This is a genomic window from Mesorhizobium sp., from assembly GCF_017306585.1.
Lineage (GTDB): Bacteria > Pseudomonadota > Alphaproteobacteria > Rhizobiales > Rhizobiaceae > Mesorhizobium.
Genome location: NZ_JAFKIC010000146.1, coordinates 26,064 through 40,814 on the forward strand (window position 1 = coordinate 26,064; position 14,751 = coordinate 40,814).

Here is a 14,751-nt window from a genome sequence, read left to right on the forward strand (position 1 = left end):
TGCGGGACTGCGGCATCGCCTCCAAGTCACTTCCAGTTCAGACATCAGGCGGCAATGAACTGGAAGTCGTCCTGGTGCAGGTTCGTCAGCGCGACGTTCTTCAGGGTCACGACGTTGCTGACATCATGCGTGATGACCGTGTCGGCGCCGACCTGGGTGGCAGCGGCCAGCACCGATGCGAAGTCCGCGAAGACGTCGTCGTCGAACTGGATGATGTCCTCGGTCCCGGGACCCGCGACGAAGTCGTTGATGACCTGGTTACCGAAGTTCGGACCGAAGACGAAGGTGTCGCCGCCTTCGGTGACCTCGATCGTGACATGTACACCGTTGGGCGTCATCGTCTGGTCGGGGTGATCGGTGTCGTGGAGGCCGTATGTCAAGGTATCGGTGCCGGTAAAACCTTCCTCCGGCTGGTAGACATAGGAGTTCGAAGCGCTGCTCCAGTAGACGGTGCCGTGCTCCGGCTGCACCCAGATATAATGCTCGGCATTGGCGCCAGAGGGGATCACGTCATTGGCCATCAGGTTCAGAACGATGGCCGTATCTTCGCGTGTCGACAGGGCATCGTCGTTGCCGACCCAGACGCCGGGATCGGTGCCGTTTTGCGTGACCTCGATCGAGACATGCACGCCGTTGGGCGTCATCGTCTGGTCGGGATGGTCGGCATCGTGCAGACCGTAGACAAGCGTGTCGGTGCCGACGAAGCCTTCATCCGGCTCGTAGACATAGGAGTTCGAAGCGCTGCTCCAGTAGACGGTGCCGTGCTCCGGCTGCACCCAGATGAAATGCTCGGCGTTCGCGCCTGCCGGGATGACATCGTTGGCCATGAGGTTGAGCACAAGCGCCGTGCCCGCGGTCGTGGAAAGCGCGTCGTCGGTGCCGATCCACTCAGCCGGCTCGGCCGGTCCGATCCTCAGCGATAGCGTGTCCGAAACCTGTAGCGCGCCGTCGGAGGCGGTGATCACGATGTCGATTGCGCCTTCGGACCCCGCCGGCGGCTCGCCGGACAAGGTACGCGTCGCCGCATCGAAGGCCAGCCAGGACGGAAGAGCAGACCCGTCGGCCAGTTTGGCGGACAATGTCAGCGATTGACCATCAGGATCGGAGAAGGTGTTTGCCGGCAGGACGGCGCTGAAAGACGCGCCTTCCGAGGTTTCATAATCCGGCAACGCATTGGCAACGACCGGCGTATGGGCTCGGGCCGTGAAATCGGTCTTGGTCCACACCGTTCCGTTGGCAAAGCGAACCGTCTCGATGCCGCGATCCCAATTCGGGTCGCCTGTTCCCAGAAGGGTTATCCGGCCTCCATCACCAGCGCCCGCCGCACTTTGGCCGATGACAAGAACAACATCGTTGCCGGCCGTGAGATCGAAAGTCACCGACGAGGGATCGATGCCGTTCAGGATCAGCGTGTCATTGCCGCCGAAGGTGTAATAACCATTGGCCTCGTTGATGATGTCGTTCCCGTCTCCCCGGTTGTAGATGTACGTGTCGTCGCCCAAACCACCAATCAGAGTGTCGTTGCCAGGCCCGGCCTGGAACGTGTCGTTTGAGTTGAAGCCGGTGATCGTATCATCGCCCGAAGTGTTGGCTCCGGCGAGATAGCGCGTCTTGAGATCCGTGTTGGACCACACGGTGCCGTCGTCGAAACGTACGGTTTCGATACCGCGCTGCCAGTTTGAATCGCCGGTCCCGACGAGCTTGAGCCGGCCGCCATCGCCGGCGCCGTTCGCGCTCTCGCCGATGACGAGGACGATATCCCCGTCGGAAAGATCGAAGGTGACCGCAGTTGGAGCGATATCGTGCAGGATCAGCGTATCGTTGCCGCCGAAGGTGTAATAGCCATTGGCTTCGTTGATGATGTCGTTCCCGTTGCCCCTGGTGTAAATGTAGGTGTCATCGCCCAGGCCGCCGATCAGCGTGTCGTTGCCCGGTCCGGCGTGGAACGTATCGTTCGAATTGAAGCCGGTGATCGTGTCGTCGCCCGATGTGTTGATGCCATCGAGGTAGCGTGTCTTCAGGTCCGTGTTGGACCACACCGTACCGTCGTCGAAGCGAACGGTTTCGATGCCGCGCTGCCAGCTTGAATCGCCGGTTCCGACAAGCGTTATCCGGCCGCCGTCGCCTACGCCCGGGGCGCTCTCGCCAATGACCACAACCAGGTCGCCATCGAAAAGCTCGATGGTCACCGATGCCGGGGCGATGTCGTGCAGGACCAGCGTGTCGTTGCCGCCGAACGTGTAATAGGCATTGCCTTCGTTGACGATATCGTTGCCGTCGCCACGGCTATAGATATAGGTGTCGTCGCCCAAACCGCCGTTCAACGTGTCGTTGCCGCGACCACCCTCGAAGGTTTCGGAGGCGTTGGTTCCATTGATAACGTCGTCGCCGTCCATGGAGCCGGAAGCAAGTGACAGCGTGCGCAACGTGCTCTTGTCCCAAATCGTCCCGTCGTCAAATTCCACCGTTTCTATGCCATACTGGCCGTTATCCAACGCCGATCCGACCAAGACTATCTGGCCGCCGTCTCCGCCCCCCGGCACGGTCTCGCCGATCTTGAGAATGATGTCGTCGCCGGAACGAAGCACTGTCACGGACGCGGTTGTTATACCGTGCAACACGGCCCGGTCCGTGCCGCTGGCATTAGGGCCGGCGGTGGTGTCATCGAACACGTCATTGCCGTCACCACGGCTGTAGACATAGGTGTCATTACCAGCCCAGCCGATGAGAGTGTCGTTGCCATGGCCCCCGGCTAAACTTTCGCCGCCACTGGTGCCGACAATGGTGTCGCTGCCTGTCGTCGTCTGGCGGTCCGCGATAAGCTGCCGGAGCTCATCGCGTGTCAGCGTCCGGTCGCCAAATTCGAAGAACTCTATCTGGTCCAGCAAGGGCAGAGTGAGCACCTCTCCGGTCTGCGTCAGCGTGAAGGTGGCCCCGTTCTTCGTCGCGCCGGTCACGGCTACGGCAACGTCGGCCGTATCGATGCCGGCGCCGAACCTGATCCTGTCCTGATCGTAGCTGACCCAGATGGAATCCGAGCTTTCCCAAATCGTGTCATTGCCGTCGCCATAGCCGAACAGGTAGGTATCGGCCCCGCCGGCGCCGTCGAGCTGGTCGTCGCCGGCACCGCCATAGATGGTGTCGTCGGTCCAGAAGCCCCGGATCGTATCGTTGCCGGACGTCGCTTGCGCGGCGATCAGTTGCTGAATGATGTCGAACTTGGTCAGGACGGTGCTGTCCTCGAAAACGAACTGCTCGATGTCGTACCAGGTGAACCAGTTCCAGAGGGCGTGCTGGCCCGAGATGGTGAGCGTCTCGCCGGTCGAGTTCAGCGTTGCCACTAGATCATTCCGATCGGCACCAAGCGAGAAGGTAACGTCGTCTACCCCGATGCCGGGACCGAAGCGAACCGTATCGTTGTCGCCCGACAGGACAACCTCCAGACTCTCGTGAATGGTGTCATGGCCATCGCCGTAGCCGAACAGATAGGTGTCGTCGCCGTCGCCACCGGCCAGGATGTCGTTGCCGGCGCCGCCGGTGATGATGTCGTTCCAGGGAGATCCATGGATTTCGTCGTCGCCCGACGTCGCCTGATCGGCAATATATCGGGCGACGAAATCGGCTTCCGTCCAGATTGTGCCGTCGGAGAAATGAATCTCTTCAATCCCATCCGGCCGCCAGTTGATGTTGGTATGCCAGAACTGGTTGATCAGCCGGATCGAACCGCCATCGGGCATGTTGAGGATCAGGTCGTTGGCGGCGGCTGGATCGCGGCTGAAATGGACATCGTCAGGATCGATGCCGATCAGTTCGATGATGTCGAAGGTGCCGCCTAGGACCGCCTGCCCATTGTCCCAGATACTGTCGTGACCGTCGCCAAGCGTGTAGCGGTAGATGTCGTTGCCATTGCCGCCGCTCATGAAATCGTCGCCGAGCCCGCCTTCCAGGATGTCGGCGCTGCTGAAGGCGTAGATGGTGTCGTTGCCATCGGTGCTCGCCCGGTCGAGCATCAGGTGCTGGAGGTCGAGCCACGACAGCGTATGCGCCTGACCGGCGCGGTCGACATAGTTGAAGTTGTCAATGCGGTCGAAATAGACGACGTCGGGCACGAACGGATAGATCGCGTAGAACTGATTGACGATCGTCACGTCGCTGCCATCTGGCAGGCGCAGCGTCAGATCCCACGAATTGCCGTCCCTCAGGAGCTGCAGCTCCTCGATATTGAAGCGCGTGGTGAAGGTCAGCGCATCGCCATCCACGCCAGCGAATATGTTGCTGGCGCCGTCCTGGATGCGGTCGTGGCCATAACCCTCGCCGAACAGATAGGTGTCGTTGCCGTTGCCGCCCTGCGCAAAGTCGTTGCCGCGGCCGAGGTCTATGCGATCGTCGGCGTTGAAGCCGTAGATACTGTCATCGCCATTGGTCGACTGGGAGGCGATGAGGCGGTCCATGATCTGCCGTTCGGTGATCGAGGAGCCGTCGGTGAAAACGATGTATTCGATGCTGCTGGTGAAGAATTCGGGATAGAGCGCCGGATAGATCTTGTTGTTGGCGTCCTCGACGATGATCTGGTCGCCGAGATTGCCGTAGTGAATGGTGTAGTCGCTGGAATTGCCGTCCCGCGTGAACCAGACATTGGCGGTCGTGATGCCGACGCCGAAATAGATCGAATCCGCCATCGAGCGGAACGGATTGCTCTCGAAATCGTGGATCACGTCATGACCGTCGCCAAGGTCGAAGCGATAGATGTCGAAATCGCCGCCGCCTTCGTGCCGGTCGTCGCCCTTGCCGCCCCAGATGTAGTCGGTGTCGTTCGAACCGGTGACGGTGGTGCTGCCGGCATCGACGGTCGCCGCCTCGCGGGTCAGGTCGGCGTCGTTCCAGGTCGTGCCGTCGGCGAAGACGATCTGGTCGATGCCCGATACGGGCCAGGCGTTGCCGATCAGGTCGCTCGGCCACTCGCCGGCGAACTGGTCCTTGATCGTTACCGTCTCGCCCGTCGAAAGCAGCGTCAGAACGAGGTTCGAGCCGTCGCGTGTGACGTCGAAATCGGAAGCGACATGGTGCGAGAAACGCACCTGGTTGCCGGTGCCATCGGCCAGCACGACCGTATCCTCGATGACGACATGGCCGAGATTGCGCCCGAAGACATAGGCGTCGGCGCCCGCCTTGCCGGAGACATAGGTCTCGTCACCATTGAGGTAGAACAGGTCGATGTCGTTGCTGCCCATAACGTCGCCGCTGCCGGCGATGATCGCCTCGCCCGGCAGACCGATAGCTGTCGCGACATCGACGAAGTCGAGTGTCGACCCCGCCGTCTCGTAGCCGTCAATGACGTTCTGCAGCAGGAACGGGTTCGAGTTCTGCAGAAAGGCTTCGCCGCGCTGGAAATTGCCGATGACATAGTCGAGCAGCGGCTTCCAGTCGTGCAGCCAGTCGATCGGATCGGCCTGCGTCGCCGCCTCGGCTATGATCTTCTCGAACGTGCCGCCGAGCTGGCGCAGATGATTGGTCGCCACGAACACATTGGCATCGGTGTCGTAGGCGAGATCGCTGAAATAGCTGGACAGCGGACCGCCCTGCACCGCGACCCGGACGGCGAGCTGCTTGTAGCCCTCCTCCATGCGCGTGATCGTCTCGATCAGCGTCGTGAGGGGTGCCGATTGCGGCGCCGGCCGCTGGTAGAAGACGGAGAGGTCGGTGCCGGTGTAGCGCTCGAAGAAGGCGAGATCCTCGCCCGGCACCCAGTCGAGCACCGTGCCCGGGGTAAGGCCGAGGTCGCCGGTCGCACCGTCCACGACTGGCCGAGGCGTGCCGCCGACCGATCCCGCCTGGTAGGTTATCAGGCCGCCATCGGTGCCCTTCAGATAGTACCCGCCCGAGACCGGATCGAGTTCATAGGCATCGCCTGTGCCGAACAGGGCATTGTAGAGGTCATGCCAGTCGCCGATCGCTGAATCCGTCGACTGGTCGGAATCATGGCTGTGCACGATCCTGGCGCCGCTGGCGAACTCGACCGTGGTCAGCGTGATCGTGCTGCCGTCCGTGTCGAGCACGGTCGATTGCGTGCCGCCCCAGACATAGTCGACGACCTGGCCGCCGACACGCACCACCAGAAGGTCGGGCAGATCCTCGAGGCCGGTGACGATGGCGCCGGCGTCGTCGCGCACGGGCGCCGCGTTGCCCCATATCTGGGCGATCGGGCGTACGGCAGCGACGAGCGCGTCGAGGTCATTGCTGTCGAAGGCCGCGAGCAGCCCCTCCAGGGTCGCCGCCCGGTCGTGCGCCGCCTGCTGCTGGAGCGGATCGGCAGGGTTCTGCATATAGCTGATCGCCGAGCGCAGATCGGTCAGCGTGCCGAAGCCTTTCAGGTTGGGCAGGGCCGCCGCCTCGGCGGTGACGGCGATGGGCGGACCGTCATAGCGCGTGTTCATGTCGTCGATGTTGAGCAGCACCTCGCCGACCGTTCCGGTCGAGCCGTCGGCCCTGGTGAAGGTCGAGGTTCCGATGACATGGTTGCCGTTGATGGTGTCGAGGATGACGGCCTCGCCATTCGGGCCGATCTCGACGGCGCCATTGCCGAGTGTGGGCAGAGTGAAGGAGACGATGCCGTGCTGGCCGACCGTCTTCAGTTCGGCCGCCTCCGAAATCATGTTGCCGTTGAAATCCTGCCAGACGAGCAGGCTGCCGAACGTGTCGGAGGCGTCGACGATGCCGTCGCCATTGAAATCGGCAAGGCCGTTGTCGGCGGCGTCGACGACGCCGTCATGATTGCCATCGAGCGCGGCCAGGATGCTGTAGCCATAGGTGTCGCCATAGCCGAACAGCTCGCCGCCGCCATCGATGACACCATTGCCGTTGATGTCGCGCGCCAGCATGCCGTCGTCGGGCTTCGCCCAGGCGGTGCGCTCGGAATAGAGGTCGAAGTCGACATCGAAACGCCCGGAGGTTCCGGTGCGCATCGTCAGCTCCAGCCCGTCGCCGTCGAGGTCAAGCACGAGCGGATCGGCGGTTTCGGGGCCGAATTGGCCCGAGCCTACGAGCGCGCGAAGCGCAAAGTCGACGACACCCCATAGGCCGATCTCGTTCGCCATCCTCGGGCGCAGGTCCATGAGCCGATGCACATCAAAAGTGATCTCGGCCAAGGCGATATCGCCGGGGCCGGTGCCAATGCCGGACTCCTGCCCCTTCACACGCTGCTGCCAACCCTCGATGTACATGTGGTTGTCGCGGCCGTCGGTTGAGATCATCCATGGATTGATGACCAGAAGGTCGCCATCCTGATTTATGCCATAAGCCACGCCATAGGCGCCGATGGCATAAGGCGATTCCCATGCCGCACTTTTGAAGCCGCCATAAAGGTTGAGCGTGCCGAAAAGCGTCAGCCGATCATTGGCGTCAAAGCCTTGTACGAGAACGCCGGGCTGCAGCCAGACCTTGTCCTGCCCACCACCGAGTTCGACGATCGAGCCGTATTCCACCCCGACCAGCACGTCATCATGATCGGTCAGGATGATCTTGTCGGCGCCCTTGATGCTCAGATTGTCGGCGCCGCCCAGGCCGGTGATCAGCCCGAGTTCCGTCGCCAGACCGCCAAGTTGCGATATGCCGCCGGTGAGCAGGCCCTGTTCGCGCTCTGTCGTCCAGCCCTTGTAGTAGACCAGCCCGTGGCCAACCTGAGAATAGTCGGCAATGTCGACATTATGAATGAAGGCGTCTTCGTCGAGCGTGTCGCCGGGCTTCAACTCCGACTGGACGCGGCGCGAGCTGCCCATGTCGATGATGATTTCGGCATTAAGGGACTGGTCGGTGACGCGGACGATATCGGCATTGTCGGACAGTTCGACGCGCTCGATTGAGATCAACGTATCCGTGCCCGACGTGCGATTGGTCTCGATATCGCGGACGACGATTTCGACGCCATGGCCGTCGCCAACATCAATGCTTTTCAGCTGCTCGACAATGAGACCAGATCGGCTCACCTGGCGCTCGATTGGAGAACTCTGGCCCGTCTCGGAGTCAACCTCAAACAATTCAGGCTCTTGAGCCCCGGACAAGTATTTGACGGTATCTGTTTCTCCATGCCCCAATTGCGTGAGCACCCATTCGATCCAGGGCGCGAGACGCTCCTGTCCACCGACATAGGTATCATTGTCGTCGCCACCATTTGGCAGAGCGGCATTTGCCATACCGGGAAGCGCAATAAACGTGTCGTTGCCAGCACCACCAACCAGCAGGTCCTTGCCGGCACCGCCGAGCATCGTATCGTCACCGGCGCCAGCCGCGATGAAGTCGTTTGCGTTCGACCCAGTTATTTGGTCAGCGCCGTCTCCAGAGATAAAGATAGAACTGCTATGCGGATCCGTGACTGGATCGCCATTCTGATCCGTGAGCTCCATGTCGGGAAGCCGAACGCTCTGCGGACCTTCATCAAGACTGAAATGCACGGCATTGAAACGATCAGTATAGTGAGGGGATTGCCCCTCGGTTGCATGAGCGGATCCCCACAGCCGTTCCATAAGAAGCTGCATTTCTTTCGAGTCGGTTTGCGCTCCTTCCGCTTGATTGGAACGGAAGAAATCGTCGAGAATTCCCTCCAGACCGAGCATTTGGCCGGTATATTCCGCATCTGAGCCATTTTCCCCCGAGCCAATCCCCCAGAACATACGGTCGAAGTTTACGGTCAGAATGCGATCGATGCCCGCATATCCGCTCTCACCAGGTTCACTGATATGCAGAATTCCGTCCCGAAGTTCTTCATGATCCGACAGTCCGATCTTCCGCAACCCCATCAGGGTTGAGAAATGCATGATAGCTTCGCTCAAGCCATCGGCAGCATGCGCAAGGGTGTTGGACGCCCCACCACTCGAAACAAGCCTCCCGAGTTCATCGGCATCATCGAACATAATGCGGATGGCAGCATCCCCGAAGGGCTTTCCTGCCGCTGCCATGCCTTCATCAAGCGCGGAATAGGCAATCACATAGCGCATGGCGCTATCCAGCGTGGCGTTGCCTTCTATATGTTTCAGTTCAGGAATTGATTTTGCAAATTCAGTATCGAACCACACTTTGAAAAGGCTGGGAGCGATGAATGCCCAGTCAGTATGTCCGGTTACAGTCGTACCGTTCTCTTCGTGCTCGTCCTCCTTCGCGAACAAAAGAATAGGTAAGAGCTGCTGTGAATGCATTGAAATTGGATCAAGCAGCCCAGAAATACCGAGATGGGTGTCAAGCACCTCCACAGGTTGAGAACCATAGATATAGCCGGCATTGGTGCCGATCAGCGCCCCATAGGCAGGCGACAAAGCCGAAAACAGCGCCGCCGAGATGAAGGGCTCGATCGCGCGGACACCAGTTAAGACTTCGCCTGCGACATTGTGCGAGGAAATGTTCCCAGCCGTGGGCCAGACATAATTTGCTGGAGGTACGCCATCGACCAGATAGGACGCTAGGTCAATGCCTGCTTGTGCCGCATCCCACCAGATGCTGAGCGCAGTGGCGGCAGCGCCATAGGGCATGTTGTCGAAAACCACAGCTTCATCACCGGAAAGTGACGCAATCAGGCCAGCAAGGCCGCCGCCGAGCGAATGGCCGGTCAATACTGCATTACCGCCCTCGGTAGACAGGGCATTCTGGCCTGTCACACTTTGATAGAAATCGAGCGCGAGTTGTCCCTGCGCGCCAGGCGCGTAGGTGGTCGGGCTAAGAATGCCTGCACCTACTGCCCAGCCGGAGAAAATATCGTTGGGGAAAAGACCACCGAAACTGTTGGTGCCTCTATAGGAGATGACCGTTGTGCCGGCCTCAATGCCGTCAACCCCTGATCCAACCTCATAGGCTATGGCGTAAAAACCAGAATCCTGCCACCGCTGATAATCGCTCGAAGTAACGCCAATAGCGTCCCGACTAAGTATTTCAGCGCCCCCCACGCTCGAGCCATCAATGAATATTCCAGCTTCATAGTCTCTATTATAGGAGTCCATCGCCAAAATTGATAGAAAAAGATCTTTGTTCATGCTCATTTGAAGAGCTCCGTACTGAAGTTTCCCGAGTTGACTCGCTGAATATCAGATTGATCTTTCAGAAATTTTGGCGGATTTGGCAACAACGTAGCCCTGGAACGCCCAACAGTCTCAAGCCAAGGAAGACGTTTCTCGATTGCCCCCTCAGTTGGCTTCTCGTCAGTCACCCCAAGCGTGATCAATTTTAAAGAAACGCCTGAGCCAAATACTGCCGCAAGGTCCTCTGGGTCCACCTTACGCAGAGTTGTTGGATCGCTGAGGTTTGTGAAAGTCACAAACAGGGGATAACGATCGCGAGGCACGTTCTTCGTGCCCCGGAAATGCATGATGGCAGGCAGAAGCCTCTCATAGTCGCCACGACCATAACCCAGATCATCATGAAGCGTGTATTGGGCAATGTATTTGGTTTCTTCGCCGATCAGAGCGAAGAGCTGGCCTCGTGTCCCAAGATCCACCACCGTCGCCTCACCTTTATAGCCCGACGGAGACACTCCAAGTGCGTTAGCTTCCTGCCACCAGACATGAGATACGGCCGAGCCTGAGACCACCTTGCCGTCGACCAGCACCTCGACAGTCAATTTCTGATTCCATTCCCACACGTCTGCAAACATCCCACACGAGGCAAGAAGGAATGCAGGGATGACAATGACGCCTCGCGTCAGCAGACGCGCAAGTCGCTGGCCAATGCTAGACAAAGGTTGGAATGCTCCAACCTTTCCCGCTTCAGCCCCCACAACCAGCTCAATGCCAAGCGTGACGCCCGACATCATTAAACCCTCGCCGCTTTCATGGGTGCGCGGTGATCACCGCCGCGTTACCCCCGCAGCGAATTTGGTAACATGGTCGTGATCGCCTGTTAAGACCTCGCGCAAACACAACTTAAGAAATTCTTGGTTTTTTCTATAAGTAAGTTCTAATTAAAACTTTCATCTACTGTACGTGTGCGGGCTGTGTCCGTTGGGAAGGCCATGCCGTCAACTCGGCCACACGTGAGTCACGGCCGAGCCGAAAACCACCTTGCCGTCGACCGGCACCTCGACCGTCAGCTTCTGAGTCCATGGAAGCAGCTTGCGCTTCGGTCGCCTCGACATCGGTGACGGTACCGAGCCCGGCGTATTCGAACTCGGCGTTTTTTGATCTGTTGTTCTACATCCGCGTTATCCGTGCCAGTTACAGCTTGGAAAAAGTCGGCAGCGAGAAAGGCCTGCTCTTGAAACGGCCTCCCCGCGCCGACGAGATAGCCGTTCCAGGCGTCGGCGACGAACTTTGACAAAGTATCGGCATTCGTCCCCCGATACGATATCACCGTCTCGCCGTTCCAGTCGTAGGCAGCCGCATAGAAACCAGCAGCTTGCCAGTCGCTATATTCACTTGGCGTGATTCTAATTTGCTCATGCTCTTTGACGATCGCCGTACCAATTCCAGAGCCACTCAGGTTTAAATTCGCGCCGTACTCACGATTGTAGGCATCCATTGACAAAATCGCCAAGAATAAGTCCCTTGACATCGTCATTTGCGCGGCCCTTTCAAATGTGGAAAATTGGACAGCAGTCCGCCAATCGCCTTGCGGCTTTCAAGAGGAAGAGAAGACCAGCCTGGGTTTTCCATAACATCGGGACTATTTAGCCAAGCCAATAGTCTTCCAATGCGGCCCTCGGTTACCTTTTCGTTGGTGATCTCAAGCGTAACACGCTTAAGCGCCACGCCTGCCCCGAAGCTCGCCGCGAGGTTGTCAGGATCAACCTTCTGAACGGTCCGAGGGTCGGCGGCATCGAGGAACGTAACGAGCAAGGGATATTCCTTGCGTGGCACATCGCGTGTCTCACGCAATGTTTCCAATTGAGCCGCCTTGTCCTTGGTGTCGGCAATCTCAGGAAGAAAGATCGTCAAAGCACGATCAAGCTCGTTCCCCAATAGCGCAAACAGATACTTTCCGGGAGCAACCTCAACGAATGCAGCCTCTCCAGTCGTCTTGCCGCCTATACCGCCGGCGCCTTCTCCGGGCAACCACTTGGGAGTCGTCCCGGCATTCACCGCAACTACGCTTCCGCCAGAGACGGTGCCTGTAGGCGTTTCGACCTCAAGGGTTAACTTCTGATGCCATTCCCAATTTTTGAAACCAAGCGCTTGCCAGCTGGCTGCTCCTATTGCCAACAGCGCTGCTGCAAGAATTGCCAATTTGGCGGCAGTCCTGGCCATCCCCAGGGGCCTATCCGTTTGAAGGACAGGAGCCAGACATCCCTCGTTTGCTGTCGGCACAAACAACCGGTAGCGCATGAATGTCCTGGCCTGGCCATACATGGATGCGTTTACCTGCATCCCCTGAGACTGGCCAGCCAAGCCTGACGCCCGACACCATCAAACCCTCGCCGCATTTCCGGGTACGCGGCGATCACCGTCGCGTTACCCTCGCAGCGAATTTGGTAACATGGCCGTGATCGGCTGTTAAGACCTCGCATAAAAACAACTTAAGAAATTCTTGGTTTTTTCTATAAGTAAGTTCTAATTAAAACTTTCATCTACTGTACGCGTATGGAATTCACGTGTTACGGCCAACGAATGAAATACTCTTCGGCGAGAACGAAGTTCGCGCCGAGGGATCCGCCTCGGCCAGCCTTCCGCGCGCATTCAAGGCATGACATTCCCGAAGTGATCTCATCCGCCAGCTTCCCCCGGCGGCTCGCCGTAAGCGCGACCACCGCAATCGACCTGCTTCCAGAGATCACGACGGCACGGGCGCACGCTTTTCACTGAGCTTTTCCAGTATTTCCTTGTCGACCAATTGCCGAACCATCGGATGGACGTGCACCGGTGCGCCCTTGGAGAGTTGGCCGAAATTGATCAGCACGCTGGTGGCGAGCGCGCGGTTGGCGGCAACGACGTCGAGCAGCCAGACGATGTCGCCGCTGTCCCAGTCATTGCCCTTGAGCCGGACCGGAAAATTGCCGGCGCGGGCCTGCTCCTCGATCCTGGCGCTGACTTCTTCCGAGACCTTCGCCCAGATCGCCAGGCCCACCATCGGCCCTTCCTCGCCGCTCGCCGACGGCTTGCCCGAGGCGATCGCGATGCGGTCGCGCAGCAGCGGCTCGAGCGCCAGCCATTCGAGATCCGAGATCGAGAGGTTGCGGTAGCGCGGCGTCGCCATCAACGCCATCGTCACCTGAGAAAACGCGGTGGCGAGCTTGCTGCGCATCTCGCGTAATTTCACCTGGGCCTCCTCGGACAACCGAGGCTGCGCCGGCTTCGTCCCGCCGGCGGCGGCATTCTCCCTGACCGATCCGCTCGCGCCGCCGTTCTGCTTCGTGACCTCACCATTGGTAGTTTTTTCGTTCGCCATCAAATCCTCGCCATGTCTGCAATTTTTCGAAGCGGTCATGGTTGCTGCAACACCCGCTCGGGTCAACAGCCAACGTCGTCTCATCAAGAAGGGGCGCAGGATGTGTGCCAGGCGAGGACCCGGAGCGATATATGCCAAAATGCGCCCGCGCCGAGCCTTCGACAGAACCTCTGCTCTCAAGATCAGTTCCAGGAGCAACAGATATCCGGCGCAGCCGCCCTCACCGTCTGCTTTCAGGCGGCAACAAAGCTTCGGCGACTTCCGAGATGACGCGGATCCGAGTTACGCTGACAGTGGCCCCTACCGAGAGCTTGATCGGACTTGCGCCTGACGACCACGACCGAGCTGCGGTCCTGTAAACCGAAGGTCGCGGGTTCGATTCCTGCCGGGGGCACCAGCATCAACGGAAAGCAGGCTTTTCAGCTTCCAGGCGGTGCCACAAAGCGCCCGCAGCCTTCACGCAAGCGTCTCGCGGATCGCGGCGGCCAGCCGGTCGACGCCCTCGATTGTCTGCGCGGCGTTGCAGGCCGCGTAGCCCAGAACGAGGCCCTGGGTGGGAGCGGTGTCCTGGAAGTATTTCGACAGCGGTGAGACGTTGATCGCCCGGCGCGCCGCTGCCTGGCTGACCTTGATGTCGTCTATGCCGGACCTGAGATAGCCCACCACCTGGATGCCCGCTTCCGCCGGGGACAATGTCATCTCTCGGCCCAGCCGTTCTTCCACGATCGTGCCAAAGAACTGGCGCCGCTGCGCATAGATGCGGCGCATGCGTTTGAGATGCCGGCTCATGTGCCCTTGCGTGATGAAATCGGCGAGCGCCGCCTGCAGCACCAGCGGCGCGAACTGGCCCGTGGTGGAAAGCGCGTTGGCGATGCGTTCGGCAAGGCCTGGCGGCAGCACCATGAAACCGAGGCGCAGCGCCGGGAACAGGAGCTTGGCGAAGGTACCGACATAGATGACGCGGCCCGAGCGATCCATGCTCTGGATCGCCGGCACCGGCCTGCCCTGGAAGCGGTATTCGCCGTCGAAATCGTCCTCGATCACCCAGCTGTTGCCGGTCTCGGCGATGTCGAGCAGGCGCAGCCGCTCTTCCATGCGCATGGTGATGCCGAGCGGATGCTGGCAGGCCGGCGTTACATAGATGAGTCGCGGTGCCGGATCTGGCGCATCGAGGCGCCAGCCGCGCTGCTGGTCGACCGGGATGGGTGCGATGCGGGCGCCGGCAACGGTGAAGGCTGCCTTGGCGCCGTAATAGCCGGGCTCCTCCATCCATACCGTGTCGCCGGGGTCGAGCAACAGGCGCGCCAGAAGATCGAAGGCGGCCTGCGCGCCAGTGGTGATGACGACCTGCTCCGGCCGGCAGCGCACGCCGCGCGCCGAGAAGAGATAGCC

General features: G+C 59.8%; 7 protein-coding genes and 1 pseudogene. 1 reads left to right on the top strand and 7 read right to left on the bottom strand.

The window, feature by feature from the left end:
* Positions 1-44 precede the first annotated feature (44 nt).
* Complete coding sequence (locus tag J0I79_RS15985; RefSeq protein ID WP_292860366.1) at positions 45-7,982, bottom strand: calcium-binding protein; 7,938 nt, start codon at positions 7,980-7,982, stop codon at positions 45-47.
* A 273-nt stretch (positions 7,983-8,255) separates the two neighbouring features.
* A pseudogene (locus tag J0I79_RS35135) lies at positions 8,256-8,906 on the bottom strand (hypothetical protein); the annotation flags it as partial.
* Here J0I79_RS35135 and J0I79_RS15995 point away from each other — a divergent pair.
* The gene (locus J0I79_RS15995) at positions 8,805-9,041 is read left to right on the top strand and encodes a hypothetical protein (protein WP_292860371.1); all 237 of its coding nucleotides are present in this window, start codon (positions 8,805-8,807) and stop codon (positions 9,039-9,041) included. The pseudogene J0I79_RS35135 and the gene J0I79_RS15995 overlap by 102 nt on opposite strands.
* Positions 9,042-10,018: 977 nt before the next feature.
* On the opposite strand, the gene J0I79_RS16000 is transcribed toward J0I79_RS15995, so the two are convergent.
* The 5 genes from J0I79_RS16000 to J0I79_RS16020 form a co-directional block, all read right to left on the bottom strand.
* On the bottom strand, positions 10,019-10,789 hold the full coding sequence (locus J0I79_RS16000) for a hypothetical protein (protein WP_292860374.1): 771 nt from the start codon (positions 10,787-10,789) through the stop codon (positions 10,019-10,021).
* 275 nt (positions 10,790-11,064) lie between these two features.
* Positions 11,065-11,496, bottom strand: coding sequence for a hypothetical protein (locus J0I79_RS16005; protein WP_292860376.1), 432 nt, complete (start codon positions 11,494-11,496; stop codon positions 11,065-11,067).
* Between the two features lie 35 nt (positions 11,497-11,531).
* Complete coding sequence (locus J0I79_RS16010) at positions 11,532-12,221, bottom strand: hypothetical protein (protein WP_292860379.1); 690 nt, start codon at positions 12,219-12,221, stop codon at positions 11,532-11,534.
* A gap of 523 nt (positions 12,222-12,744) precedes the next feature.
* A complete protein-coding gene (locus tag J0I79_RS16015; protein ID WP_292860382.1) occupies positions 12,745-13,557 on the bottom strand; it encodes a toxin-activating lysine-acyltransferase in 813 nt (270 codons plus the stop codon).
* 258 nt (positions 13,558-13,815) lie between these two features.
* Positions 13,816-14,751: PLP-dependent aminotransferase family protein (locus J0I79_RS16020; RefSeq protein ID WP_292860385.1), on the bottom strand; the 936-nt coding region annotated here is incomplete at its 5' end.